At 71.7% G+C, this 26,569-nt stretch carries 24 protein-coding genes; 11 read left to right on the top strand and 13 right to left on the bottom strand.

The features are described from left to right. The first annotated feature begins 10 nt into the window (after nt 1-10). The 7 genes from galT to BLU27_RS13975 all read left to right on the top strand — a co-directional run bounded on the left by galT (nt 11) and on the right by BLU27_RS13975 (nt 8,013). Nucleotides 11-1,144 carry a galactose-1-phosphate uridylyltransferase gene (gene galT, locus BLU27_RS14005; RefSeq protein WP_092657674.1) on the top strand — a complete coding sequence of 378 codons (1,134 nt, stop codon included), beginning with the start codon at nt 11-13 and terminating at the stop codon, nt 1,142-1,144. Beyond that, nucleotides 1,141-2,181 carry a UDP-glucose 4-epimerase GalE gene (galE, locus tag BLU27_RS14000; RefSeq protein WP_092653985.1) on the top strand — a complete coding sequence of 347 codons (1,041 nt, stop codon included), beginning with the start codon at nt 1,141-1,143 and terminating at the stop codon, nt 2,179-2,181. The genes galT and galE overlap by 4 nt, the downstream gene beginning before the upstream one ends. Continuing rightward, on the top strand, nt 2,178-3,323 hold the full coding sequence (gene galK / locus BLU27_RS13995; RefSeq protein ID WP_092653983.1) for a galactokinase: 1,146 nt from the start codon (nt 2,178-2,180) through the stop codon (nt 3,321-3,323). The genes galE and galK overlap by 4 nt, the downstream gene beginning before the upstream one ends. A gap of 11 nt (nt 3,324-3,334) precedes the next feature. Next, nucleotides 3,335-4,351: a formylglycine-generating enzyme family protein gene (locus tag BLU27_RS13990; RefSeq protein WP_479683695.1), complete on the top strand. Its 1,017-nt coding sequence runs from the start codon at nt 3,335-3,337 to the stop codon at nt 4,349-4,351. A 62-nt stretch (nt 4,352-4,413) separates the two neighbouring features. Further along, entirely contained in the window at nt 4,414-5,298 is an 885-nt protein-coding gene (locus BLU27_RS13985; protein WP_092653979.1) for an alkaline phosphatase family protein, read from the top strand. Nucleotides 5,299-5,454: 156 nt separating this feature from the next. Further along, nucleotides 5,455-6,546, top strand: a complete 1,092-nt coding sequence (locus BLU27_RS13980; RefSeq protein ID WP_092653977.1) for a mandelate racemase/muconate lactonizing enzyme family protein — start codon at nt 5,455-5,457, stop codon at nt 6,544-6,546. A gap of 12 nt (nt 6,547-6,558) precedes the next feature. Next, nucleotides 6,559-8,013, top strand: coding sequence for an arylsulfatase (locus BLU27_RS13975; protein ID WP_092653975.1), 1,455 nt, complete (start codon nt 6,559-6,561; stop codon nt 8,011-8,013). Nucleotides 8,014-8,028: 15 nt separating this feature from the next. Here the strand turns inward: BLU27_RS13975 and BLU27_RS13970 are convergent, their stop codons facing one another. The 8 genes from BLU27_RS13970 to purN form a co-directional block, all read right to left on the bottom strand. Then, nucleotides 8,029-8,376: a hypothetical protein gene (locus BLU27_RS13970; RefSeq protein ID WP_092653973.1), complete on the bottom strand. Its 348-nt coding sequence runs from the start codon at nt 8,374-8,376 to the stop codon at nt 8,029-8,031. A gap of 183 nt (nt 8,377-8,559) precedes the next feature. Continuing rightward, complete coding sequence (locus BLU27_RS13965) at nt 8,560-9,780, bottom strand: NADP-dependent isocitrate dehydrogenase (RefSeq protein WP_092653971.1); 1,221 nt, start codon at nt 9,778-9,780, stop codon at nt 8,560-8,562. A 69-nt stretch (nt 9,781-9,849) separates the two neighbouring features. Beyond that, nucleotides 9,850-10,818 carry a malate dehydrogenase gene (locus BLU27_RS13960; protein WP_092653969.1) on the bottom strand — a complete coding sequence of 323 codons (969 nt, stop codon included), beginning with the start codon at nt 10,816-10,818 and terminating at the stop codon, nt 9,850-9,852. 159 nt (nt 10,819-10,977) lie between these two features. Next, entirely contained in the window at nt 10,978-11,385 is a 408-nt protein-coding gene (locus BLU27_RS13955) for a DUF3017 domain-containing protein (RefSeq protein WP_092653967.1), read from the bottom strand. Between the two features lie 131 nt (nt 11,386-11,516). Continuing rightward, nucleotides 11,517-12,137, bottom strand: a complete 621-nt coding sequence (locus BLU27_RS13950) for an alpha/beta hydrolase (protein ID WP_197681830.1) — start codon at nt 12,135-12,137, stop codon at nt 11,517-11,519. Between the two features lie 122 nt (nt 12,138-12,259). Beyond that, nucleotides 12,260-13,303, bottom strand: coding sequence for a hypothetical protein (locus tag BLU27_RS13945; RefSeq protein WP_092653965.1), 1,044 nt, complete (start codon nt 13,301-13,303; stop codon nt 12,260-12,262). Nucleotides 13,304-13,416: 113 nt separating this feature from the next. Next, nucleotides 13,417-15,015, bottom strand: coding sequence for a bifunctional phosphoribosylaminoimidazolecarboxamide formyltransferase/IMP cyclohydrolase (gene purH / locus BLU27_RS13940; protein ID WP_092653963.1), 1,599 nt, complete (start codon nt 15,013-15,015; stop codon nt 13,417-13,419). Beyond that, complete coding sequence (gene purN, locus BLU27_RS29055) at nt 15,012-15,617, bottom strand: phosphoribosylglycinamide formyltransferase (protein WP_197681918.1); 606 nt, start codon at nt 15,615-15,617, stop codon at nt 15,012-15,014. The genes purH and purN overlap by 4 nt, the downstream gene beginning before the upstream one ends. A 136-nt stretch (nt 15,618-15,753) precedes the next feature. On the opposite strand from purN, the gene BLU27_RS29050 reads away from it, so the two are divergent. Further along, a complete protein-coding gene (locus BLU27_RS29050; protein ID WP_157728524.1) occupies nt 15,754-16,626 on the top strand; it encodes a hypothetical protein in 873 nt (290 codons plus the stop codon). A gap of 15 nt (nt 16,627-16,641) precedes the next feature. Here BLU27_RS29050 and BLU27_RS13925 read toward each other — a convergent pair whose 3' ends face one another. Continuing rightward, on the bottom strand, nt 16,642-17,913 hold the full coding sequence (locus BLU27_RS13925) for a cell division protein PerM (RefSeq protein ID WP_157728523.1): 1,272 nt from the start codon (nt 17,911-17,913) through the stop codon (nt 16,642-16,644). A gap of 278 nt (nt 17,914-18,191) precedes the next feature. On the opposite strand from BLU27_RS13925, the gene BLU27_RS13920 reads away from it, so the two are divergent. Both BLU27_RS13920 and BLU27_RS13915 read left to right on the top strand, forming a co-directional pair. After that, nucleotides 18,192-18,713 (top strand): SigE family RNA polymerase sigma factor, encoded by a 522-nt coding sequence (locus BLU27_RS13920; protein ID WP_092653955.1) that lies wholly within the window; start codon nt 18,192-18,194, stop codon nt 18,711-18,713. Next, complete coding sequence (locus BLU27_RS13915) at nt 18,703-19,749, top strand: hypothetical protein (RefSeq protein WP_092653953.1); 1,047 nt, start codon at nt 18,703-18,705, stop codon at nt 19,747-19,749. Before BLU27_RS13920 ends, BLU27_RS13915 begins: the two co-directional genes overlap by 11 nt. Before the next feature lie 130 nt (nt 19,750-19,879). Here BLU27_RS13915 and sucD read toward each other — a convergent pair whose 3' ends face one another. The 3 genes from sucD to BLU27_RS13900 form a co-directional block, all read right to left on the bottom strand. After that, the gene (gene sucD / locus BLU27_RS13910; protein ID WP_092653951.1) at nt 19,880-20,770 is read right to left on the bottom strand and encodes a succinate--CoA ligase subunit alpha; all 891 of its coding nucleotides are present in this window, start codon (nt 20,768-20,770) and stop codon (nt 19,880-19,882) included. Nucleotides 20,771-20,784: 14 nt separating this feature from the next. Continuing rightward, the gene (gene sucC / locus BLU27_RS13905) at nt 20,785-21,960 is read right to left on the bottom strand and encodes an ADP-forming succinate--CoA ligase subunit beta (protein ID WP_092653949.1); all 1,176 of its coding nucleotides are present in this window, start codon (nt 21,958-21,960) and stop codon (nt 20,785-20,787) included. Nucleotides 21,961-22,142: 182 nt separating this feature from the next. Continuing rightward, entirely contained in the window at nt 22,143-22,670 is a 528-nt protein-coding gene (locus BLU27_RS13900; RefSeq protein WP_241827958.1) for a cobalamin B12-binding domain-containing protein, read from the bottom strand. A 396-nt stretch (nt 22,671-23,066) separates the two neighbouring features. Between BLU27_RS13900 and BLU27_RS13895 the strand changes: the two genes are divergently transcribed. Then, nucleotides 23,067-24,035, top strand: a complete 969-nt coding sequence (locus BLU27_RS13895; protein ID WP_092653945.1) for a M23 family metallopeptidase — start codon at nt 23,067-23,069, stop codon at nt 24,033-24,035. Between the two features lie 64 nt (nt 24,036-24,099). Here BLU27_RS13895 and pcrA read toward each other — a convergent pair whose 3' ends face one another. Beyond that, nucleotides 24,100-26,448: a DNA helicase PcrA gene (gene pcrA, locus BLU27_RS13890; RefSeq protein WP_197681829.1), complete on the bottom strand. Its 2,349-nt coding sequence runs from the start codon at nt 26,446-26,448 to the stop codon at nt 24,100-24,102. Between the last annotated feature and the right edge of the window lie 121 nt (nt 26,449-26,569).

Below are 26,569 nucleotides of genomic sequence, written 5' to 3'. Positions count from 1 at the left end.
CGGACGTGACATGAAGAAAACCGCGACCCGGTTGGCCGACGGGCGAGAGCTGATCTACTTCGACGAGTCCGACAGCGCCGTCCGCGACGCCGTGGACCAGCGTGATCTGCCGCCGCGCCCGCCGGCGTCGGAGCTGCGCTACGACCCGCTGGTCGACGAGTGGGTGGCGATCGCCGCGCACCGGCAGGGCCGCACCTTCCTGCCACCCGCCGACCAGTGCCCGCTCTGTCCGTCCCGGCCGGGGCGTCCCTCGGAGATTCCGGCCGAGAGCTACGACGTGGTGGTGTTCGAAAACCGCTTCCCGTCGTTCGCCGGCGGCCCCGAGGTGGCCGGGTCCGCCGGCGTCGGCGGCCTGACGGGCGAGGCCGACCTGTTCGCCCGCCGGCAGGGCGTGGGGCGCTGTGAGGTGGTGTGCTTCACCTCCGAGCACGGTGGTGCGTTCGGGTCGCTGTCGCCCTCCCGGGTGCGCACGGTCGTCGAGGCGTGGGCCGACCGGACCGCCGACCTTTCTTCGCTGCCCGGCGTGGAGCAGGTCTTCTGCTTCGAGAACCGCGGCGAGGAGATCGGCGTCACGCTGCACCACCCGCACGGGCAGATCTACGGCTACCCGTTCGTACCCCCGCGCACCCGGCAGATGCTCGCTTCGGCCCGCGCCTACGCCGAACGCACCGGCGGCAACCTGTTCGCCGACGTGCTGGCCGCCGAACGCGCCGCCCAGGTCCGGGTGGTCGCGCAGACGCGGCACTGGACCGCCTTCGTACCCGCGGCCGCGCGCTGGCCGGTCGAGGTGCACCTCCACCCGCACCGCCGGGTGCCCGACCTGGCGGCACTGAACGACGCCGAACGCGCCGAGTTCGGGCCACTCTACCTCCGGGTGCTGCGGGCGCTGGACCGCTACTTCGCCCCCGAGGGCGGGCCCGACCTGCCACTGCCGTACATCGCCGCGTGGCACCAGGCGCCGGTGCACACCGACCGCGACCTGGCCGCCCTGCACCTGCAGGTCTTTTCGATCCGCCGGGCCGCCAACAAGCTGAAGTACCTCGCGGGCTCGGAGTCCGGGATGGGCGTGTGGATCAACGACGGACGCCCCGAGGACGTCGCGGCCCGGCTGCGCGCCCTCGCCGACGAAGGAGGACGGGGATGAAGCTGCTGGTCACCGGCGGCGCCGGCTACATCGGCGGGATCGTCGCGACGCTGCTGCTGGAAGCCGGGCACGACGTGACGGTGCTGGACGACCTGTCCACCGGGCACCGCGACGGCGTGCCCGCGGGCGCGGCGTTCCACCAGGGCGCGATCACCGACGCCGCCGACGTACTCGACCCGTCCTTCGACGCTGTGCTGCACTTCGCCGCCAAGTCGCTGGTGTCGGAGTCGGTGCGCCGGCCCGAGCTGTACTGGCGTACGAACGTCTGCGGCACCCTGGCCCTGCTGGAGGCGATGCGAGCGGCCGAGGTCCGCCGGATCGTCTTCTCCTCCACCGCCGCCACCTACGGCGCGCCGGACACGACGCCGATCACCGAGGACGTCCCGCCGGTGCCGACGAACCCGTACGGTGCATCCAAGCTGGCCGTGGACGCCATGCTCACCAGCGAGGCGCAGGCGTACGACCTGGCGGCGGTCAGCCTGCGTTACTTCAACGTCGCCGGCGCGTACGGCGACCACGGCGAGCGGCACGACCCGGAGACCCACCTGATCCCCAACCTGCTCGCGGTGGCCGCGGGCGAGCGCCCGGCCGCGCAGGTGTTCGGCACCGACTATCCCACCCGCGACGGCACCGCCGTCCGCGACTACCTCCACGTGGTCGACCTGGCCGACGCGCACCTGCGCGCGCTGACCGCGGCCACCCCCGGGCGGCACCTGATCTGCAACCTCGGTACCGGCACCGGCTCGACGGTGCGGGAGGTGCTGACCGCGGTCCGGGAGGTGACCGGGCACGAGGTGCCGGTCGAGGAGTCGCCGCGCCGCACGGGTGACCCGCCGACCCTGGTCGCCTCGCACGACCGGGCCACCGCCGAACTCGGCTGGAAGCCCCGCCGCGACCTCACCGCGATGGTCGCCGACGCCTGGAGCTACCGCCGGCGCCACGCGGGCAACGGCAGCGAAGGACCCGGAACACCCGGAGCACCCGGCACACCCGGAGCACCCGGAGCACCCGGAACACACGGAGGGAGTACGCGATGAGTGCGCGCACCGCGCTGGACGGCGCGTTCGAGTCGGCGTTCGACGGCTCGGCGGCCGGTATCTGGGCAGCACCCGGGCGGGTCAACCTGATCGGGGAGCACACCGACTACAACGACGGGTACGTCCTTCCGCTGGCGCTGCCCCAAGGCGTGGCGGCCGCCGCCGCGACCCGCTCCGACGACCTGGTGCGGATGGCGTCCCGGCAGGCCGACGGCCGGGTGGAGGTCCGGCTGGACGCGCTGAAGCCGGGCGCGGTGGACGGCTGGGCCGCCTACGTCGCCGGCGTGGTGTGGTCGCTGCGCGAGGCCGGGCACGAGGTCGGCGGGCTGGACATCCTGGTCGACGGCGACGTGCCCCTCGGCGCGGGTCTGTCCTCCTCCGCCGCGCTGGAGTGCGCGACCGCCCTCGCGGTGACCGAGCTGTTCGGCCTGAAGGTCGACCGGACCGCCCTGGCCGGGCTGGCCCAGCGCGCGGAGAACGACTTCGTGGGCATGCCCTGCGGGATCATGGACCAGTCCGCGTCGCTGCTGTGCACCCGTGAGCACCTGCTGTTCCTGGACACCCGCACGTCCGCCACCGAGCAGGTGCCCTTCGACCTCGGTGCGCACGGGCTGGCGCTGCTGGTCGTCGACACCCACGCGCCGCACCGTCTGGTCGACGGGGAGTACGCCGCCCGCCGGCGTACCTGCGAGGAGGCCGCGGCGAAGCTCGGCGTCCGCGCCCTGCGCGACGTCGAGGGCCTGCAGGCCGCGATGGACCAGCTGGGCGACACCGTCATGGCGCGGCGGGTACGCCACGTCGTCACCGAGAACGCCCGCGTCCTGGCCACGGTGGAGCGCCTGCGCACCGGAAGCCCCCGCGACATCGGCCCGCTGCTCACCGCCTCGCACGAGTCGCTGCGCGACGACTACGAGGTGACCGTGCCCGAGCTGGACAAGGCCGTCGAGGCGGCCCTGGACGCCGGGGCACTGGGAGCGCGGATGACCGGCGGCGGGTTCGGCGGCTGTGTGATCGCGCTGGTCGAGGCCGACGCCGCGGACACGGTCGCGGAGCGGGTGGCGGGGGCGTTCGCGGCCGCGGGGTTCGGCGCCCCGTCGTCGTTCGTGGCCCAGGCCGGCCAGGGTGCCCGCCGGATCCGCTGAGCGGAGCGCCGATGTCGAGCTGCTGCAGCCCTTCCGCCGGTCACGGCCCCTCGTCGGGTCACAATCCCTCCCCGGGTCACTCCTCGGGTCACAGTCCTTCCGCCGGCACGCCCTTCGAGGTGCCTTTCGAGGTGCCCAGGCGCGACCCGCGCGAGGTGGCCCGCGGGATGGTCTCGCTACCGGCGGGTGAGTTCGCGATGGGTGGAGCCGACGAGGACGCCTTTCCCGACGACGGCGAGGGCCCGGTCCGCCAGGTGCGGGTGTCGGCGTTCCGGCTGGACGAGACCGCGGTCACCAACCGCCAGTTCGGCGCGTTCGTCAAGGCCACCGGTTACGTCACCGAGGCCGAACGCTTCGGCTGGTCGTTCGTCTTCCACCTGTTCGTCGGGCCGGGCCGGCGCGCCCACGTCAAGGACGCAAGGGTGCCGGGTGCCCCGTGGTGGCTCGCGGTCGAGGGCGCGACCTGGCGTACACCCGAAGGCCCCGGCAGCGACGTCCGGACCCGCCCACAGCATCCGGTGGTACACGTGTCCTGGCGGGACGCCGGCGCCTACGCCCGCTGGGCCGGCAAGCGGCTGCCGACCGAGGCCGAGTGGGAGTACGCCGCCCGCGGCGGGCTGGCCCGCGCTCGCTACGCCTGGGGGGACGAGCTCACTCCGCGGGGCCGCTGGAGGTGCAACATCTGGCAGGGCCGCTTCCCCCGGGTGGACACCGCCGAGGACGGGCACACCGGGACCGCGCCGGTGAAGTCCTACGCCCCGAACGGTTTCGGACTGTACGAGGTGGCCGGCAACGTCTGGGAATGGTGCGCGGACTGGTGGAGCACCAGCTGGCACGCCCAGGAGCGGCCGGAGACGCGGATCGACCCGGCCGGGCCGCCGGAGGGAGACACCCGGGTGATGCGCGGCGGCAGCTACCTGTGCCACGCGTCCTACTGCAACCGCTACCGTGTCGCCGCCCGTACCAGCAACACCCCGGACAGCTCCAGCGGCAATCTCGGTTTCCGCTGCGCGGCGGATCTACCCTGAGCCCCGAAACGGGCACCGCTCCCGCTCCCCGGCCTCTCGTCGAGACACGCAAGGAGCCGACCATGGCGGACACGCCGAGTCCTTCCGTCACCTCTCCCGCTCGCCGCGCCGTCGTCTTCGGAATGGACGGCGTACGCTTCGACGTCCTGCGGCGTGCCCACACGCCGCACCTGGACGCCATCGCGGCCGACGGTTTCCTCGCCCCGATCCAGGTGGATCCCAGCGGGCCGACCATCTCCGGTCCCGTCTGGGCGACGGTCGCGACCGGAGTGCTCCCGCCGGTGCACCGGATCTTCGACAACAACCTGCACGGCAACCACCTGGCCGCACACCCGGACTTCCTGACCCGGGTCGAACAGGCCCGGCCCGGGGCGCGCACGTTCGCGCTGGCCGACTGGCCGCCGCTGGTGAGCACGGACCACGGCGGCCCGGTCTTCCCCGGCGGGCGCCTGATCCCGCCCGGCGGCACCGAACACCACGGCCTGGCGACCTGGGAGCAGTGCGAGGACCAACTCACCGAGGACGCGGTCGAGGTGCTGGGCAGCCAGAACGTGCACGCCGCGTTCGTCTACTTCGTCGGGCCGGACGCGGTCGCGCACGAACTCGGCGTCGGCCCGGAGTACGTCCACGCGATCGAGGCCACCGACGCCAGGATGGGCCGGATCCTCGCCGCGATCCGGGCACGGGCCACGGCTGCCACCGAGGAGTGGACGGTCGTCGTCGTGACCGACCACGGGCACCGCGACGAGGGAGGCCACGGTGGCGACTCGGCCGAGGAGCGGACGGCGTGGATCGCCGCGTCCGGTCCCACGGTGCCGGCCGCACCGCCGGAGGGCGTCTGCCATGCCGACATCCACCCGCATGTCCTGACCGCGCTGGGCATCGACCTCGATCCGGCGTGGGGACTCACCGGCCGGCCGTTCTACGTCGACGTCCAACCGGCCTGAGTACGCGGCGCGACGTCAGGTCATCGATTCCTCCGCGGAAGAACTCCGCGGAAAGAATCGACGCGGACGGGTCGGCGCACCGCCACGCCGCGGTCGGCCGTCCGGACCGGGACGGGTGCCTTCCGCGCGGCCACCCTCGTCGGCTCGAATGGACCGATGAGGATCGAGACCATCGAGACGTTCCTGGCCGACCAGATCGCGATCGTGCGCATCCGTACCGACGACGGGGCGGAGGGCATCGGGCAGACGTCGCCGTTCCGCCCGGGTCTGTCGGTACGCCTCCTGCACCAGATGGCAGCGCCGCACTTCCTCGGTCAGGACCCGTGGGATCTCGAGGCGCTGGTGGAGCGCTGCCTGCGCAAGGAGTACAAGTTCCCCTCCACCTTCCTCTACCGCGCACTCTGCGGCATCGACACCGCGCTGTGGGACCTGCTCGGCAAGGTGACCGGGCAGCCGGTGTACAAGCTGCTCGGCGGCGAGGTGCGCGACTTCGTACCCATGTACGCGTCCAGCATGAGCCGGTCGATCACCCCGGAGGCGGAGGCCGAGCGGCTGGCCGGGCTGCGCGAGGAGTACGGCTTCGCCGCCGCCAAGGTCCGGATCGGCGACGTGATGGGCGCGGACCGGGACGCCTCGCCCGGCCGCACCGAGGCGCTGATCCCTCACATCCGTGCTGCCATGGGCGACGACTTCACCATCCACGCCGACGCCAACAGCGGGTTCTCGGTGTCCCGCGCGATCCGGGTGGGCCGGATCCTGGAGGACAACGGCTACGGCCACTTCGAGGAGCCCTGCCCGTATCCCCTGCTGGAGAACACCGCACAGGTCGCGGCGGCACTCGACATCCCGGTGGCCGGCGGTGAGCAGGACAACTCACTGGTGCAGTTCCGGCGGATGATCGAGTCGCATGCGGTGGACATCGTGCAGCCCGACATCGGCTACATCGGCGGCGTCGCCCGGGCTCGCCGGGTGGCGCGGATGGCCGAGGACGCGGGGATTCCGTGTACGCCGCACTGCTCGAACACCTCGATGTTGCAGGTGTTCACCCTTCATCTCGCCGCGTCAATGCCGGCTTGTCACCAGTTCCACGAGTGGGGCATCGAGGACACGCCCTGGACGCGTGGCGTCTACGAACCCGAACTCCGGTTGGAGAACGGCGGCGTCAAGGTGTCGTCTTCCCCCGGCTGGGGTGTGGAGATCACGCCGGAGTTCCTCCGTGACGCCCACCGTGAAGTGTCGAGCCGATAGGGTCACCGGAATATGAGCGAGCGGCCGAACGTCATCCTCGTCTGTGTCGACCAGTGGCGCGGCGACTGCCTGTCCGTCGAGGATCATCCGGTCGTCCACACACCCCACCTGGACCGGCTGGCTGCACGTGGCGCGCGGTTTCCGCGGGCCTACTCCGCCACGCCCACCTGCGTACCCGCCCGGATGGCGTTGCTGACCGGGCTGTCGCAGACGAGTCACCGCCGCGTCGGATACCAGGATGGCGTGCCCTTCGACGTGGAAACCACCCTGCCGGGTGAGTTCCGCCGCAACGGCTACCAGACACAGGCCATCGGCAAGATGCACTACGCGCCGACCAGGGCCCGGCTGGGTTTCGACGACGTACGCCTGCACGACGGCTACCTGCACCACAGCCGGCGCCGGGCGCGCGCGGTGGAGACCTTCGACGACTACCTTCCCTGGCTACGGGAACAGGCCGGGCAGAGCGCGGTGAGCGACTACGTCGACAACGGCCTCAACTGCAACTCCTACGTCGCCCGCCCCTGGGACAAGGCGGAGTCGCTGCACCCGACGAACTGGATCGCCACCGAGACGATCTCCTGGCTCTACCGCCGCGACCCCACCGTGCCGTTCTTCCTGTACCTGTCCTTCCACCGGCCGCACCCGCCGTTCGACCCGCCGGCGTGGGCGTTCGAGCAGTACCTCCACCAGGTCGACGCCGAGCCGCCGGTGGGCGACTGGTGGGAGGAGTACGCCGAGCACCGCGACGACCGCAACCTCGAGGGGTTCGTGGCGCGTTTCCCGCCCGAGGCCGCCCGGCGGGCGCGGGCCGGGTACTACGGCCACATGGCCCACATCGACCTGCAGCTCAACCGGATCGTCGAGGCGCTGACGGAGTTCGAGCTCGGCGACGACACCTACGTGTGTTTCGTCGCCGACCACGGCGACATGCTCGGCGACCACAACCTCTACCGAAAGGGCTTCCCCTACGAGGGTTCGGCCCGGATCCCGTTCCTGCTGGCGGGGTCGGGCACCGGTCGTGGCGTACGCCGGGAGGAGGTGGTCGAGCTACGCGACGTCATGCCGACGTTGCTGGACTGCGCCGGGCTGGACATCCCCGCGGGGGTCGAGGGCCGCAGCGTGCTGGGCCTGGCCCGCGGCGAGCCCGTCCCGAACTGGCGGCCCTACCTGCACGGCGAGCACGCGCTGCTCGGCCAGTCGCTGCAGTGGCTGACCGACGGCCGGCAGAAGTACGTCTGGATGTCCGGCACAGGTGCGGAGCAGTTGTTCGACCTCGTCGACGATCCCCGCGAATGCCACAACCTGGCGCCGGACCCGGCACATGGGACCGACCTGCACCGTTGGCGGGAGACGCTGGTCCGCGAGCTCGCCGGACGACCGGAGGGCTATGTCAAGGACGGCTTGCTGGTGCCCGGGTGTCCGCCCATGACCGTGCTGCCGGAGCCGCTCAGCCGGCCCGACCGGTGAGGGCCGGCACCGGGCTCACTGCTTGTCGATCAGCTCACGCAGCTGTAAGGCGGCGGACTCGATGTCGTCGTAGTCGTTCTGGCCGGCCCGGGACTCCGCGCTGATCACCCCGCAGCGGTGGACCTTCTTGAAGTCGCCGTACGGGAACTTGTAGTGGGACTTGGTTTCCGGGTTCTGCTCGTCGTCGACGCCGAGGTACCACTTGCCGTACTCCTCGTAGCCGTGCTTGTCGAGGTAGGCGTTCTCGTCCGCCGCCGACGGCTGGTGCTCGCTCCAGGCGTCCCGATCGTCGGCGGTGTACTTGCCGTCTCCGACCAGTCGCTTGGCGTGCTCGAACGCGCTCTTGTTGAGTCTGGTAGCCACGAATTCATCCTTCCGCGCGAGCCGATCACGAAACGCGGCCGGAAGCCTCGGATCACCGACGCCAGACCGACCGGGCCGACGCCGACCGGGGCGACGGCTGCCGGGACGACGTCGCCCACCCGGCCGGCCGGAGCCGGCCCGGGTGGGCGACGAACGTGCGTACGGACCTGCCGAAGGTGAGCCCTACTGCTTGGCCACCTTCGCCTTCAGCGTCTCGGCAAGGGCGGCCAGGAAGTCGTCGGTGCTCAGCCACTCGGTGTCGCCACCGACCAGCAGCGCGAGGTCCTTGGTCATCTTGCCGGCCTCGACGGTCTCCACGCAGGCCTGCTCCAGCGTCTGCGCGAACGCCGTCACCTCCGGCGTGCCGTCCAGCTTGCCGCGGTGTGCCAGACCCCGCGTCCAGGCGAAGATCGACGCGATCGGGTTCGTCGACGTCTTCTGGCCCTTCTGCCACTGCCGGAAGTGCCGCGTCACGGTGCCGTGTGCCGCCTCCGCCTCGACCGTGCGGCCGTCCGGGGTCATCAGCACGCTGGTCATCAGGCCGAGCGAACCGAAGCCCTGAGCGACGGTGTCGGACTGCACGTCCCCGTCGTAGTTCTTGGCCGCCCAGACGAAGCCGCCCTCCCACTTCAGGGCCTGCGCCACCATGTCGTCGATGAGCCGGTGCTCGTAGGTGATGCCGGCCTCTTCGAACTTGCCCTTGAACTCGGTCTCGAAGACCTCGGCGAACAGGTCCTTGAAGCGGCCGTCGTAGGCCTTGAGGATGGTGTTCTTCGTGGAGAGGTAGACCGGGTAGCCGCGCTGCAGGCCGTAGTTCAGCGAGGCCCGGGCGAAGTCGCGGATGGAGTCGTCGAAGTTGTACATCGCCATCGCGACGCCGCCGCCGGGGTACTCCGCGACCTCGAACTCCATCGGCTGGCTGCCGTCGGTCGGGGTGTAGGTCACGGTGAGCTTGCCCGGGCCCGGCACCACGAAGTCGGTGGCCTTGTACTGGTCGCCGTGGGCGTGCCGGCCGATGATGATCGGCTTGGTCCAGCCCGGCACCAGACGGGGAACGTTGTCGATGATGATCGGCTCGCGGAAGACCACGCCACCGAGGATGTTGCGGATCGTGCCGTTCGGCGAACGCCACATCTTCTTCAGCCCGAACTCCTCGACCCGCGCCTCGTCCGGGGTGATGGTGGCGCACTTCACGCCCACGCCGTGCTGCTTGATCGCGTTCGCGGCGTCGATCGTCACCTGGTCGTCGGTGGCGTCGCGGTGCTCGATGCCGAGGTCGTAGTAGTCGAGCTGGAGGTCGACATAGGGCAGCAGCAGCTGCTCCTTGATGTCCTTCCAGATGACCCGGGTCATCTCGTCGCCGTCAAGCTCGACGATCGGGTTCTTCACGCTGATCTTTGACAAGGGGGCTCCTCCGGCAGGCGTGGATCGGGGTGGGGGCAACCCCGCCGGCCATCCACGTCGAGGGTGGGGTTAGAGGTTCTGGACGTCGGACTGCTTGCTGCGGACGGCTTCCGCCGCCTCCTTCAGCGCGGCCAGCTCGCTGTCGGTGAGGTCGGTCTCGACGACCTTGCGTACGCCGGTCCGGCCGAGCTCGGCGAGGACGCCGAGGTAGACACCGTCGATGCCGTACTCACCGTCGACCCATGCGCACACGGGCATGACAGCGCCGGAGTCCTCCGCGATCGCCTTGGCCATCCGGGCCGCCGCGGCCGAGGGCGCGAAGTACGCCGAGCCGGTCTTGAGCAGGGCGACGACCTCCGCCCCGCCGTTGCGGGTGCGCTCCACGAGCGCCTCGATGTCCTCGGCGGACAGCAACTCGGTCAGCGGCCTGGTGGAGCCGTCGACCTCGACGGTGCACTTGCTCGGGACCGGCACCATGGTGTCGCCGTGCGAGCCGAGGGTCAGCGTGGTGACAGCGCCCACGGGGACGCCGAGCTTCTCCGCCACGCTGTTGGTGAACCGCGCCGTGTCGAGCATGCCGGCCTGGCCGAGCACGCGGTTGCGTGGGAACTGCGTGGCCAGCTGGGCCAGCGCGGTCATCTCGTCCAGCGGGTTGGACACCACGATGACCACCGCGTTGGGCGCGTGCTTGGAGACGTTCTCGGCGACCTGCCGGACGATCTTGGCGTTGGTCTCGATCAGGTCCATCCGGCTCATGCCGGGCTTGCGCGGCAGCCCGGCGGTGATGATCACGATGTCGGAGCCGGCGATCGCCTCGTAGCCCTCGCCGTTGCGGCCCGTCGTCTGGCCGGTCACCTTGGTCTCGAAGCCCTCGACCGGGCGGGACTGGTTGATGTCGAGCGCCAGCCCCTCGGGCCGGCCTTCGAGGATGTCGGTGAGGACGACCTCGTCGAAGATGTCGTACTCGGCGAGTCGCTGCGCGGTCGTCGACCCGTAGAAACCCGCACCGACGACAGCGACCTTGCCGTTACGCGCCATGTGTGCTCGCCTCCTGGAAATGCCGCCCGGATGTGCGGCGCTCGGACTCAGCGTTCTCGGGAGTTGTCTTGGCGTCGAGATACTTCTCGAAGCCTAACCGAGCAGCCGTCCCAGCGGCCGTCGGGGTCATTCGGGAGTTGCTCGGACGTCGTTCGGAAGTCATCGGATGTCCGGCACGGCCAGCGCCAGCACCAAAGCCGCACCTCCCATGATCGCGAGCGTCACCACGTCGGTCATCCGGCTCCGCAGCACCAGCAGGCCGGCCCGCCTGGTGGTCAGCACCAACCGGAACACCGCCGCCAACAGGACCGAGCAGGCGAACAGTGCCGTACCGGGCCGGAAATCGACCACCACCACGACCACCAGGGAGGCGACCACTCCGGCGAGGACCACGAGCAGCGGCCACTGCCGGCGCGGCCAGGGACGAATCGGCGGAAGTGGGCGGCCCCGTGGACGACCCCAACGTTTCCAGAACGCCTGCCTGTCGGCGGGCGTTCCCCCGCGAGCCGGGACCGGGGGCACCTGGGCTGCCGGCCGGGCCGCATCCTCGCCTGGCTGGTCGACCATGACCGCCCTCCTGGGACTCCGGTGGGATTCCTCGCAGAACGGCAGGCTACCCGCCCCGGGTGCGGCGGCGGCCCGCAACCGCCCGCATGGGCCCCAGGGGCCTTCTCAGGGCACCTTCTCAGGGCACCTTCTCAGGGCACCTCGGAGACGAAGGACGTGACGCTGGTGAGGAACGAGCCGAGGTACGGCCGGAAGTCCCGGCGTACCGGCTCCGGCGTACCGGGCAGCTCCGACGGGTGCGGCAGGAGGGAGCACAACGCCACGGACGTACGGCGTCGGTGGACGGGGTTCTCCGGCGTGGACGGGAGCACTCCGACCGGGAGCTTCATCCCGGTGAGCTCACCCTCGGTGACCCCGCGCAGGACCTCGCCGGAGAGAAGGTCCTTGGCGATCCGCGGCGACGCGCCGAGTTCGGTCAGCTCCCGGCGGGTGCGTACGTCCACCACCGGCTCACCGACCGTCGCGGGCCAGGCGAGCACCAGCCGGTCCACGCGGTCCGGACAGGTCAGCGCCAACCGGACGGCCACCGAGCAGCCGTTCGACCCGGCCACCACGCAGACCGGACCCGGCGGCAGCAGCGGCACCAGGTGCTCGACCTCGGCCAGCCAGGAGCGGGCCCGCGGCAGGCGGTCCGGCGCGAGCAGGGTGAAGCCCCGCTCCTCCAGGCCGGCGACGATCCCGGGCTCGTGCCAGAACCGCTCGGCGTTCATGTCGTCCCAGAGGCCGCCATGAACCAGCAGCAGTGTCGTCACGTTCCCCACTCTGCCGACCTCGCCGCGCCGGGGCAACGCCGCGGCGGTGATGCGCCGGATGCCCGGGATGGGTGAACTGTGCGAACTGTGCCGGCGACCTGGGCCGTGCGAGCCGGGTCCGACTACGCGGGATCGGGGACCTCGGCGGAGCCGCCGGATCCGTGCCCGGCGGCGCGTACAGGTTCGATGACGCGGAGCAGCAGGAGGATCAGGATCGTCAGCCCGGCGAGCGCTCCCAGGTGGTTCCCGAGCGCCTGTACGGCGGGATACTCGGGCGCGGAGTACGCCGACGGCACCGCGAACACGAACGCCGCCCGCCACGAACTCCACGCGAACAACGCACCCGAGGCCACCCAGGTGAGCAGCAGCGCGACCCGGGAGGGCGGCCCACCGCGGTGACGCCCGAGACTCCTCGCGCCCCAGGCGGCGACCAGCGCCCAGCAGCCGCTGCTGCCGGTGAGCAGGTGCCAGCGCAGGTCACGCCCGGCGAGCGCGTGCGGGTCGAGTCCGAGCGTTCCACCGAACGCCCAGTACGCCTGGGCTACGGCGAGCAGCGCACAGACCGCCGTCGCCGCCCTCGCCAGCGACAGTCGCAGGTGCCGGGCGTGGTCGGGTCCACCGGCACGGGCGGTGTCCGCGGACCGGCCGGCCTGCCCGGCGTACCGCCGCGCGAACAACGCCGGCCAGCGTTCACGCACGTAGAGCGGCACCGCGACGGCCAGCCCGAGCCCGAACCCGGCGAAGGACACCGAGATCATCCCGACCTCCCACGTCGCCATCGGCAGCTTCGGCCCACCCGGGTCGGCCCCGGCGTCCGGGAGGACGGCGAAGACCGGGATGAGCGGGAGCATCGAGCAGAGGAACCCCATCCCCACCCACGCGGGAAGCAGCAGCGACCACGCAGGGAGCCGTAGCCCCCACCGCTGTCCGAGCGCGAGGCCGAGCATGATCGCGCTCCCGGACATGGCGACGGTCACAGCGTTGACCGCCACCCAGTCCAGGGTCTTCCACACGCCCGTGTGCAGCCCGCCGCCGTGCAACCCATCGCCCACCCAGAAGACCTTGAGCAGGAAGTACGGCAGCATCGTCAGCGCGGCGAAGTACGCCGCGACCTTGCGGGCCACCATCAGCTTCGGCGTACGTCCCGGAACCACCGATGTCGTCATGGCAGCGACGTTAGGTGCGTGGCGGGGGTGATCCTGTCCCCCGCGACGGCGAGCCCGCTCCCTCCCGGGAGGGAGAAGGCCATCAAGCCGCCCGTCGCCGCACGGAGACCGGCTCAGTGGAAGAAGTGGCGCGTCCCGGTGAAGTACAACGGCACCCCGGCCGCCTGGGCAGCGGCGATGACCTCGTCGTCGCGGACCGAGCCACCCGGCTCCACCACGGCGCGCACACCGGCGTCAAGCAGCACCTGCAACCCGTCGGCGAAGGGGAAGAACGCGTCCGAGGCAGCCACCGACCCGGCCGCCCGCTCCCCCGCCCGCGCCACCGCGAGCCGGGCGGAGTCGACCCGGTTGACCTGGCCCATGCCGACGCCCACGGTCGCCTCGCCACTGGCGAGCAGGATGGCGTTGGACTTGACCGCACGCACCGCCCGCCACGCGAACACCAGGTCGGCCAGCACCGAGTCGTCGACCGGATCACCGGCCGCCAGACGCCAGCCGAGCAGGTCGTCGCCGGGCGCGTCCACCGCGTCCACGGTCTGCACCAGCGCACCACCGGACACCTGGCGGAGCTCCACGCCGGCACCCGCGGGCGCCGGGCAGCGCAGCAGCCGGATGTTCTTCTTGCGGGTGAGGATCTCCAGGGCCGCCGGCTCGAACTCGGGCGCCACCACGACCTCGGTGAACACCTCCGCGACCTGCCGGGCCATCGCCTCGGTCACCGGGCGGTTGGTCGCGATCACCCCGCCGAACGCCGACACCGGGTCACACGCGTGCGCCTTCGAGTGCGCCTCGGCCAGGTCCGCGGCCACGGCGATGCCGCACGGGTTGGCGTGCTTGATGATGGCCACCGCGGGGGCCGCGAAGTCGTACGCCGCGCGCCTGGCCGCGTCGGCGTCGACGTAGTTGTTGTACGACATCTCCTTGCCGTGCAACTGCTCGGCCTGGGCCAGGCCGGGCGCGGTCGAGCCGGAGGAGTAGAGCGCGGCGCGCTGGTGGGGGTTCTCGCCGTACCGCAACACCGCCTTGCGGTTCCAGGTGGCGCCGAACCAGGCGGGGAAGCCGGTGCCCTCGTCGGTGGGCGCCACGACGTTGCCGAGCCAGGACGCGACCTGCACGTCGTAGGTCGCGGTGTGCACGAACGCCTCTGCGGCGAGCCGCTGCCGCTGCTCCAGGGTGAAGCCCCCGGCGGCCACCGCGGCCAGCACGTCCGCGTACCGCTGCGGCGAGGTGACCACCGCGACGCTGGCGTGGTTCTTGGCGGCCGCGCGGGTCATCGCCGGGCCACCGATGTCGATCTGCTCGATCACCTCGTCCGGCCCGGCACCGGAGGCGACCGTCGCCGCGAACGGATAGAGGTTCGAAACCAACAGGTCGAACGCCTCGACGTTCAGGTCGGCGAGCTGGCGAACGTGGTCGGGGTTGCGTGTGTCGGCCAGCAGGCCGGCGTGCACCCGCGGGTGCAGCGTCTTGACCCGGCCGTCCAGGCACTCCGGGAACCCGGTCAGCTCCTCCACCCGGGTCACCGCGATCCCGGCCGCCTCGATGGTCGCGGCGGTGGAGCCGGTGGAGACGATCGACACCCCGGCGTCGGCCAGCCCGCGAGCCAGCTCTGTCAACCCGGACTTGTCATAGACGCTGACCAGTGCGCGGCGGATGGGACGCCGGCCCTCGTCGGCGGCCGATCCGGCGGTGGTGCTCGTGGTGGCGTTCACGGGATGGTGACCTTTCTGCCCGAAACGGTGTAGCCCTCACGCACCATCGAGCCGACGACGTCGACCAGCTGACGGCGCTCGGCGACCTTGATGCGTTCGGTCAACGTCTCCTCGGTGTCGTCGTCGCGCACGGGCACGGCGACCTGGGCGATGATCGGACCGGCGTCGACACCCTCGTCGACGACGAACAACGTGGCGCCGGCCAGGCGGACGCCGTAGGCGAGCGCGTCGCGCGGCCCGTGCATCCCGGGGAACGCCGGCAGCAGCGAGTTGTGGCTGTTGACGTACTTTCCGCCGAACTCCGACAGGAACGACGCGCCGACCAGCTTGAGGAAACCGGCCGACACCACCAGGTCCGGTTCGAAGGCGGCCACCTTCGCGGTGAGTGCGGCATCCCAGTCGGCGCGGGAGGGATGGTCGCGGACCCGCAGCACGAACGTCGGAATGCCCGCACGCTCGGCGCGGGCCAGGCCCTCGATCCCGTCACGGTCGGCGCCGACGGCGACGATCGTGGCGCCGTACGCCGGATCGCGGGTGGCGTCGAGCAGGGCCTGCAACAGGGTGCCCGAACCGGAGAGCAGGACGACGAGGCGGGCGGACAGGATGAACTCCTCGCTGGACGGTCGGCCGCGGACGCACGAACTGGACGGCGCCGGCGACCTACCCGGGGCACGTTCGCTTCGAGTCCGACGTTCCGTCACGATAGCGGTAGGCGCGCAAACGACGGGAGAAGCCCCTGTGAGCAGTACCGACAATCCCCCCGAGGGCCGTCGCGAGGACGAGCCGACCGGTACGCCCCTGGAGGGGGTGCGGGCGGCGGGTACGGCCACGGGCGAAAGCGGAGGCTCGGGCGCCAGGACGGATACGACCACCGGAGCGGAGGAGTCCGGCGACGCCGGACTTGCCCCAATCCCGCCGGAGGGCACCGTCGCTCCCCCGGACGCCGAGCGGGTGTTCGGCCGGCCGCGCACCGGTTCGCCGTACTCGCGGATCATGCCCACCGCCGACAGCTCGGGCGGCGGAGGCGCCGGCGAGGGCGGGAACGGCCCGGAGGGCGCCCGGCCAGGCGGCACTCCGCAGGGCGGCTCCCGGCCCGGCGGCGGTTGGGGCGTGCCGACCGGTGGCTGGAGCGGTGGCACCGGTGGACCCGGTGGCCCTGGCCGACCCGGTGGGCCTGGCGGCCTTGGTGGTCCCGGCGGGCAGCCGGGCGGGGCGCACGGACCTGCCGAGTCCGAGGACCAGCGCCGGCAGGTGAACGCCTACGGTCGCTTCGCCCTGATGCTCGGCATCTTCGGCCTGCTGGCGAGCATCTTCGTTCCTCCGCTCGGCATCTTCGCCGGTGGCATCGCGGTCTGGCTGGGAGTGGCCGGACGGCGCAGGGGACGGCGCGCCGGCCGGGCGGTCCCCGGCGCCGGACCGGGCCTGGTCCTCGGCGTGGTCGCGGTGGCTATCGGCCTCGTGCTGTCGGTGGTGTGGGCCGTCTTCTGGAACGAGATCGTGGACTACCAGGAGTGCGTGTCCGGCGCCAACACCCAGACCGCCCGGCAGAACTGCCAGACGACGTTCGAGAAGAGCATCTTCGACCGGCTCTCACCGCCGTCGCGGCCCTGAGCCCGTCTCCGCCGCTCAGTCCTGGTCGGCGCGCTGCTCTGCCTGCGAGGCGGCACCGGCGTTGCGCCGGCCGGGCAGCCGGTCGAGGAGGTTCCACCGGGTCAGCGCCCTGGCCGCCGGCGCCGCCACCGCCCCGGCGATTCCGAGCGTGCTGACCGCGATCAGCGCCGTCTGGGCCGCGGGCACCCCGACGTCGGCCAGCCGCCCGGGGCCGGCCCCGCCGCCGGCCAGCAGGGCGACCAGCGTGTAGAGAACCCCGCCGGCCACTCCGGCCAGCCCGGCCCGGGCGGCCGCGGTCTCCACGCCGTACTCCGGATACCGCCGTACGGCGGCCAGCCCGGCCACCGCTCCCGCCGCGATGGGCAGCACGAGGACCGCCGCCAGCCAGCCGGGCGGGGTCGTGGTCACCGGCAGCGCGCCGAGCAGCGGGAACGCCGGCAGCGAGCCGAGCAGGACGCCCGACGGCGCGACGACCGTGCCGGTGCCGACCGCGAATCCAGGGCCGAGGGCGTACGCCGCACCGAACGCCGCGGCGTTCGGGAGGTATGCCAGGCATGCCACGAGCAACAGCACCAGACCGACCGGGCCCGGGGCCAGCGACCTGGTGAGGTCGGCGACCCGGCCGGCGTGCAGCACCAGGGAGACCGCGACCAGCAGGGTGCCGGAGGTCAACAGGGCGACCAGGCCGGCGGTCCCGCCGTAGAGCACGGCGCGCACCCGCTCGGGCAGGCCCCCCCAGAACGACCTCGCGTGCCCGGTCTCCCGGGCCGTCCCGGCGCCCCCCACCACCGCCGCGAGCAGGGTGGCGTAGCCGAACGCCCGAACGAGGTCGGGAGCCGCCTCGTCGGCGCGGGTGGCCAGGGCCACGAGCGTCACCAGTGCGCCGTAGGCGACCGCCAGGGAAGCCACCGCCAGGCAGGTGTCACGCGCGCCTTGCAGTTCGGCCGTACGGGCGACCCAGCCGCCGGCCCGCCACAGCAGGAGGACGGGCAACGCGGTCAGACCCAAGGGCGCGAGGTTGTACCGGCCGTCGGACAGGGCGATCGGCACCCAGTGGGCCGACAGCCAGGCGTCCACACCGACCCGGAAGGCCCACGATGCCGTACCCCCGCTCGTGGCGAACCAGCCCACGACGGCGATCGCCCCACACGGCAGCGCCCCCGCCAGCACCGCCCAGCCGGCCGCAAGGAGCGCCCCGACGGGCGCCGGCCTGGGGTGCCCACCACCGGGTGGGCGTCCTGGTACGCGCGCGACGGAACGCGCCAGCAGGTCGGTCATCGCAGACATGGTTTCAGCCGAGAGTGGTTCGTGCCGCCCCGGACACGCCGCAGGGCCACACCGCCACGGAAAGATCCACAACGACCTGGGAGGATTCGGACGGAAAAGTCACAGAAGTTTCTCGATCGGCCGGTACGAGAAGCCGTACCCGGCCCGGTTTGACTATGTTCGTCCTGACACCCGTGGTTCGCGGCAGAAGTTTCCCCCACCCGAGGGCACAAACGCTGCAACCACCGGCCGGGGTGCGGTGTCATCTGGAGAGAGTCGGCGGGAGTGGCGGAGGGCTCATGGCGGAAGCCGACGACTTCGACGCCTTCTACCACGCCACTCGGCAACGACTCCTCCACCAGATGTACGCGATGACCGGAAACCTCGCCGATGCTCAAGACTGTGTCCAAGAGGCCTACGCCCGAGCCTGGCAGCACTGGACGGATGTGGCCGGCCACGCCAACCCCGAGGCCTGGCTGCGCACCGTCGCCTGGCGGATCGCCGCCAGCAGATGGCGCAAGATCAAGAACGGCGTCGCCGCCATGGCCCGGCACGGGCCGCCGTCGCACGCACCTGAACCCAGCCCGGACAACGTCGCGCTCGTCGCCGCCCTCAAGGAGATCCCCGAGGCCCAGCGACGCACGATCGTGCTCCACCACCTGGTCGGGATGTCTGTCGAGGAGGTCGCGCGGGAGATGAGCGTTCCGAGCGGCACCGTCAAGGCCAGGCTGTCCCGAGGCCGCGCCGCACTCGCCGCGCTCCTGCGCGAGAGCGATCCCCGAGCCGAGAGTGCGACTGAGGAGACCGAGCATGCCCGCTGACGCAGACCACCGGGTCGACGACCAGCTGTCCCGGTTGCGCGCCGACATCGACGTCGTCGAGTGGGTGGACGCCGGCCAGTTGCGCCGGCGCGGTGTTCGGCGGCACGTCCAGCGCGCCGCGAGCACCGGCATCGCGGTCGTCGCGGGCGTCGGCCTGCTCGGCTACAGCGTGATCGCCGGCATACCCAGCGAGCACCTGACCCCGGTCAGCGACCCACCTGCCACGCTGCCCGGGATGCCACGACCGACACCCACGGGCATCCTCGGCACCGCCCTGCGCATCGACCCCGAACCCCCGCCGGCCCGGCTCCGTGCCAGCGGTGCGGCGTCCCGTTACGCCCGGCCGAAGCCCACCCACACCCCGCCCGGGCGCGGGCAGCCCGTACCCGCCACCAGGTCGTCGACGCCTCCTCCGTCCGTCCCCACGTCCTCCTCCACCGGTACGGCCGCCCCGCCGGCGAGTCCCGAGCCCACTCCGACACCCGCCCCGCCGGCTCCGTCTGCCCCGCCACTGACCGCCGACGCGCTGCTGAGCGCGGCGGAGATGCCGAAGGTGAACGACTCCGGATCCACCTGGGCGGACGCCGGCACCAGTGAGGCCGAGGGATCGGCGGCGGCGCACTGCCAGGCCGGCGGCCTCGCCGGGCTCGGCGCCGTGCAGAGCCTGCGCCGCGACTTCACCTGGGGCGCGGACGGGACCGTCACCGGCACCAACGTGGTCGGCCGCTTCGCGACCGACGCGAGTGCGGGCTCCGCCTACGACACGTTCCGCGGCTGGCTCACCGACTGCGGCTGGGGACAGCTGCACGGCCCGACCGCCTCCGACGCCGGTGACCAGGCCGCCTGGTGGTGGTTCGGTCACGACGACGGTGACGGCACGGGTCGGATCGAGGCGGTCGGGCTGGTCCGCTCCGGCGCCCAGCTGTCGGTGGTGGTCTGGGACGAGGACGGCCTGGACTTCAACTACGGCAGCGACCCGATGGCCGCGACGCTGATGGCGACCGCGGACCGGCTGGCGACCAGCGGCGGCAGCTGAGAACCGACGAGCCGAACACCGACCGACAGCCGACGAGGCGGGCCCCTGACCGGGACCCGCCTCGTCGTTCGTCGTCCGTGGCTCGCGCCCCGAGTGGCCTACCTGGGGCCGGCACCGTGGCGCGGCCTTGCTATCCGCGGCCCTCGACGACCTCGCGGACCAGCCGGGCGGTCTCGCTGGGAGTGCGGCCGACCCGCACCCCGCAGGCCTCGAGCGCCTCCTGCTTGGCCTGCGCGGTGCCGGACGAGCCGGACACGATCGCACCGGCGTGACCCATCGTCTTGCCCTCGGGCGCGGTGAAGCCGGCCACGTAGCCGACGACCGGCTTGGTGACGTTGGCCTTGATGAACTCCGCGGCCCGCTCCTCGGCGTCCCCACCGATCTCGCCGATCATCACGATGACCTCGGTCTCCGGGTCCGCCTCGAACGCCGCCAGGGCGTCGATGTGGGTCGTCCCGATGATCGGGTCACCGCCGATGCCGACCGCGGTGGAGAAGCCGATGTCGCGCAGCTCGTACATCATCTGGTACGTCAGCGTGCCCGACTTGGAGACCAGCCCGATCCTGCCCGGGCCGGTGATGTCGGCGGGGATGATGCCAGCGTAGGACTTGCCCGGCGAGGCGACGCCCGGGCAGTTGGGGCCGACGATGCGGGTGCGTCCGCCCTTCGCCTGTGCCCGGGTGAAGAAGTCCGCGGTGTCGTGGACGGGCACGCCCTCGGTGATCACCACGACCAGCGGGATCTCGGCGTCGATGGCCTCGTTGACCGCCGCCTTGGTGAACGCCGGCGGGACGAACGCCACGCTGACGTCGGCGCCGGTCTGCTCCATCGCCTCCCCGACGGTGGCGAAGATCGGAAGCGAACGCCCCTCGACCTCGACCTTCTGGCCGGCCTTGCGGGGGTTGGTGCCCCCGACGATGTTGGTACCGGCCCGCACCATCTTGCGGGTGTGGATGCTGCCCTCGGAGCCGGTCATCCCCTGAACGATGACCTTGCTGTTCTCGGTGAGGAAGATCGCCATGGTGTGAAGTCTCCTTACCGCGCCGCGGCCAGTTCGGCCGCGCGACGCGCGGCGCCATCCATCGTGTCGACCTGTTCGACACCCTCCAGCCCGGCGTCGGCGAGGATCTGCCGGCCGAGCTCGGCGTTGTTGCCGTCGAGACGGACGACGAGCGGCTTGGAGACCGTCTCATGCCGCTCCGCGAGCAACTTGAACGCCGCGACGATGCCGTTGGCCACCGCGTCGCAGGCGGTGATCCCGCCGAAGACGTTGACGAAGACGGCGTTGACGTCGGGGTCGGACAGCACGATCTCCAGCCCGTTGGCCATCACCTCCGCGGAGGCGCCGCCGCCGATGTCGAGGAAGTTGGCCGGCCGGACGCCGCCGAACTCCTCACCGGCGTAGGCGACCACGTCGAGGGTGCTCATCACCAGGCCCGCGCCGTTGCCGATGATGCCGACCTGGCCCTGGAGCTTCACGTAGTTGAGGTGCTTTTCCTTGGCCCGCTGCTCCAGCGGGTCGGTGGCCGCCTTGTCCTCGAACGCGGCGTGGTCCTCGTGCCGGAACGCGGCGTTGGCGTCCAGGGTGACCTTGCCGTCGAGCGCCTCGATGGTGCCGTCGGCCAGCTTCACCAGCGGGTTGACCTCGACGAGCGTGGCGTCCTCGGCGACGAAGGCCTTCCACAACGCGAGGATCGCGGGGACGGCGGCCTCGGCGACGTCCGCGGGGAACTTGGCCGCGGCGACGATCTCACGGGCCTTCGCCTCGTCGACTCCGGAAACCGGGTCGATCGCGACCTTGGCCACGGCGTCGGGGTTGGTGTGGGCGACCTCCTCGATCTCCACCCCACCCTCGGCGCTGGCGATGCAGAGGTAGGAACGGTTGGAACGGTCGACGAGGAACGAGAAGTAGTACTCGTCGGCGATCGCAGCCGCCGGCGCCACCAGGACGCGGCGGACCACGTGGCCCTTGATGTCCATCCCGAGGATCGCCTCGGCCTGGGTCACCGCGTCGTCGGGGTCGGCGGCGAGTTTGACCCCGCCGGCCTTGCCCCGGCCCCCGGTCTTCACCTGGGCCTTGACGACGACCCGCCCACCGAGTTCCTCGGCAGCCTGCCGGGCGTCGCCGGGTGTCTCGACGACCCGCCCGAGTGTGACGGGTACGCCATGCTTGGCGAAGAGTTCCTTCGCCTGGTATTCCATCAGGTCCACGAGCGCGCTCTTCCTGGTCGGTTCGCATACGCCTTGGCTGGCGGGCCGTACGAAGGCCCGGCGGCGAGCCTAACGCCGCCGGGTCGGCGTGCTGCGAGCGGGGCGCACGGTGCACGAGCGGTGACCGATCGCCCGTGCCATGGGTACCGACCTGCGAACCGGACCCGTACCAGAAGGGACGTTCAGGCCGGTGACGCCTCCGTGCCTTCCACGCTCTCCCCGGTGCCCGCACTCTCCCCGGTCTGCGCGGCTCGTGCGGTCTGCGCGGTCTGCGCGACCGACGAGTCGGCACCTTCGGCCTGCTCGCCGAGGTGGGCGCTGACCCAGCCCACGATCTCCTGGGTCGACGCGCCGGGGGTGAACACGCGGGCCACTCCCATCCGGGCCAGCGCGGCGATGTCGGCCTCGGGAATGATCCCTCCGCCGAACACGACGATGTCGTCGGCTTCCCGCTCGCGCAGCAGATCCGTCAGCCGCTGGAACAGGGTCAGGTGCGCGCCGGACAGAACGGACAGGCCGATCCCGTCGGCGTCCTCCTGGATGGCGGTCTCCACGATCTGCTCCGGCGTCTGGTGCAGGCCGGTGTAGATGACCTCCATGCCGGCGTCGCGCAACGCACGGGCGACGACCTTCGCTCCTCGGTCGTGGCCGTCCAGGCCGGGCTTGGCGACGACCACCCGGATCGGCGAACGCCCTCGTTCTGCCTGCACGTCACCCACGCACCTCTCGACTGAAGACCGGACCCGCGCCGACATTCTCACCGGAATTCTCGCGGAGTTCTCGCGGAAAGGCCGAGGCGAGGTCGTCGAACCGGTTCGGCGACTGCCCCGAACCCATGGCATCGAACACGCGTTCCGGTGACGCGCAGTGTCTTCCCGTACGCCAGGTGCGCGACGCACGGTGTCCTGCCGCGCCGAGCTGGTCACCCCGCGTGTCGCGGGGATGCCCGGAATGCCCGACTTGTAGCCTCTGCTGGTCCGCTTTCGGCCTGGCCGGTCCGAGTTGTTTGGCCTGTTGACACCAATCCGTTATCGTCTGCCGCGTTTGCTGCCGAAAACGCCGAGAACCGAGATCGGCAGGACCCGCTTCAGGAAGGTTCCTCACCAGTGGCCGAGACCGCGAAGCATCGCCGTGACCGATCGGCGGGTCGCACTCGACCGTCGCGTGACACGTCGGCTTCCCGGGCCAACCGTCCGGGGACCCCGGCGAAGTCAGGTGGCGCCGCTCCTTTCCTCCAGACCCCGTCGACCCTCCGGCTTCCCTCGGCAAAGCCCCAGCCGGGCGGGCACCGCAGGGCCGAGACCAGGCGGAACTTCCCCACCGGTCCGGTCCTCGCCGGTGTCGCGACCTTCGCCGTCGCCTCCGGCGCCGTCGTCGTCGGCTCGGGCACGTTGGCGCAGGGCGAGACCACCGTCGAACGCGCGCTGCCCGCGAGCATCGCGCGCAGTGTGAGCCAGGCCCAGCAGGCCCGCGAGGACGCGGCCAAGCGGGCCGACCGCTCGAAGCGTCCCTCCAAGCCCACCGCCGACGCGGCCGACCTGGCCGCCGCGCGCCGCGCCCGGGCAGCCGCGGATCGGGAGCGGGCGGCCTGGGCCGCGCAGCACAGCCAGGAGATCCGCTCGATCGAACGCACCGCGGCCGGGGCCGGCGAGCAGCAGACGATGGAACGTTCCATCAAGTGGACGCTGCCCGTAAGCAAGTTCCGTCTGTCCGCGGGATACGGCCGGGCCGGCTCGATGTGGAGCCACCTGCACACCGGGCTGGACTTCGCGTCGCCTCTCGGCACGCCCGTCTACTCTGTCGGCAACGGAGAGATCATCGGCGCAGGCTGGGAGAGCGCGTACAGCGCGTTCGGCAACCGGATCCAGGTTCGGCACGAGGACGGCACCGTGACGTGGTACTGCCACCTGTCCCGGTACGCCCGCCGGAGCGGCCCGGTGCGCGCCGGCACGCTGATCGGCTACGTCGGGAGCACCGGTAACTCCAGCGGACCACACCTGCACTTCGAGGTGCACCCCGGCGGGGGTACGGCGATCGACCCGCTGCCCTGGTTGCGCGCCAAGGGCCTGCTCTGACCTCGCGTCGGAGCCTCCTGACCTGACCCGAGGTGAGGGCGTCCTGTCCTGACCTGCCCTGGGGTCAGAGCTTCTGCAGCGGGGCGTAGCGGAGCAGGAACCGCTTGACGCCTTCCGACCCGAAGTCGACCGTCGCCTCGGCGTTGTCTCCCTGGCCCGCCGTGGCGACCACCGAGCCCATGCCGAAGGTGTCGTGCACCACCCGGTCGCCGGCCGACAGCGCGACGATCGGCCGCTGGCCCGGCCGGGCGGCCCGCCGGTCGGTACGCCGGCTGCTGACCGACTGCGAACCCCACGAGATCTGGTCGGCCTCCGTACGCCGCCAGTCCACCAGCTCGGCCGGAATCTCGTCGAGGAAGCGGGACGCGGGGTTGTGCTGCGGCGCTCCCCACGCGCTGCGGACCACGGCCCGGGAGACGTAGAGGCGCTTGCGCGCACGGGTGATGCCGACGTAGGCGAGCCGGCGTTCCTCCTCCAGTTCCTTGGCGTCGCTTTGCGACCGCTGGTGCGGGAAGACGCCGTCCTCCAGGCCGGTGAGGAAGACGACCGGGAACTCCAGCCCCTTCGCGGTGTGCAGGGTCATCAGCGTGACCACCCCGCCGTTCTCCTCGCCGTCGGGAATCTGGTCGGAGTCGGCCACCAGGGCGACGCGCTCGAGGAAGTCCGCGAGGGTGGCCGGCACGCCCTCCGCCACCGCCCCTTCGGTGAACTCCCGGGCCACCGCCACCAGCTCGGAGAGGTTTTCCACCCGGGTCTCGTCCTGGGGGTCGGGAGAGTTCTCCAGCTCCTTCAGGTAGCCACTGCGGTGGAGCACCTGTTCCAGCAGGTCGGCGGGCGGCATCCCCTCGGCCACCGCGGCCACCAACTCGTCGATCATGGTCACGAACCCGCGGATTGCGTTGGCCGAACGGGTGGCCAGGCCGGGCACCTCGTCGGTGCGGCGCAGTGCCTGCCAGAACGTCGTCCGCTCGCGCTGGGCGAACGCCTCCACGCAGGCCTCGGCGCGGTCGCCGATCCCCCGCTTCGGGACGTTGAGGATCCGGCGCAGCGACACGGTGTCCTCGGGGTTGGCGAGCAGCCGGAGGTAGGCGAGCGCGTCCCGCACCTCACGGCGCTCGTAGAAACGGACCCCGCCGACGACCTTGTAGGGCAGGCCGACGCGGATGAAGATCTCCTCGAACACCCGGCTCTGGGCGTTGGTGCGGTAGAAGACCGCGACGTCCTTGGGCTGGGCAGCGCCCAGGTCGCCCAGCCGGTCGATCTCCTCGGCGACGAACTGCGCCTCGTCGTGCTCGTCCTCGGCGACGTAGCCCACCACGGACTCACCGGAGCCGGCGTCGGACCAGAGGTTCTTCGCCTTGCGGCCGGCGTTGCGGCTGATCACCGCGTTGGCTGCGGACAGGATCGTCTGGGTGGAGCGGTAGTTCTGCTCGAGCAGGATCACCCGGGCGTCGGGGAAGTCCTCCTCGAACTGCAGGATGTTACGGATCGTCGCGCCGCGGAAGCCGTAGATCGACTGGTCGGCGTCACCCACCACCATCAGCTCGCCGTGCGGTCCGTCGCCCTCGGCGCTGGTCAGCTCGCGGACCAGGACGTACTGCGCGTGGTTGGTGTCCTGGTACTCGTCGACCAGGACGTGCGCGAACCGGCGGCGGTAGTGCTCGCGGACCTCGGGGAACGCCTGCAGCAGGTGCACCGTGGTCATGATGATGTCGTCGAAGTCGAGGGCGCTGGACTCGCGCAGTCGCTGTTGGTAGAGCCCGTAGCACTCGGCGAAGGTGCGCTCGAGGTGGTTGTCGGCGCGGCGGGCCGCCTCCTCGTGGTCGATCAGCTCGTTCTTGAGGTTGGACACCCAGTTGAGCACCGAGCGCGGGTTGTAGCGCTTGGAGTCGAGGTCGAGGTCGCGGCACACCAGCGTCATCAGCCGGCGGGAGTCGGCGTCGTCGTAGATCGAAAACGACGAGGACATCCCGAACCGCTTGATCTCCCGCCGCAGGATGCGCACGCAGGAGGCATGGAACGTGGAGACCCACATCGCACCCGCCGCACGCGGCCCCACCAGCTCTGCGACGCGTTCGCGCATCTCCCCCGCGGCCTTGTTGGTGAAGGTGATCGCCAGCACCGAGCTCGGCCGAGCGCCCCGCTCGGCCAGCAGCCATCCGATCCGGCGGGTGAGCACCCGGGTCTTGCCCGACCCCGCACCGGCCACCACGAGGAGCGGGTGTCCCTCGTGCACGACCGCCGCCCGCTGGGAGGGGTTGAGTCCCTCCAGCAGGGTCTCCGGGTCGTGCCGGGGACGCCGCGCCGACGCGTCGTCGCCGGGTCCGGCCTGACCGGGTCCGGCTCGGCCGGGCTCGGCGGTGGACCGCTCGTCGGTGGGCTTCGCGTCGGACGTCGCGTCGGATTCGGTCATCGGGTGGGTGTGCGAAGACAGGGCGCTCATCGTGTGGCCCAGCCTACGAGTGCCCGCCGACACCGCCACCCGACAGGCCGGACATGTCCGGACGGCGCCGGTCGCTCCGGACCGTCCATCC

The sequence above is a fragment of the Actinopolymorpha singaporensis genome (assembly GCF_900104745.1).
In the GTDB taxonomy this organism is placed as follows: domain Bacteria; phylum Actinomycetota; class Actinomycetes; order Propionibacteriales; family Actinopolymorphaceae; genus Actinopolymorpha; species Actinopolymorpha singaporensis.
Note: the sequence above shows the minus strand (reverse complement) of the source record. Positions and strands in the feature narration are given on the sequence as shown.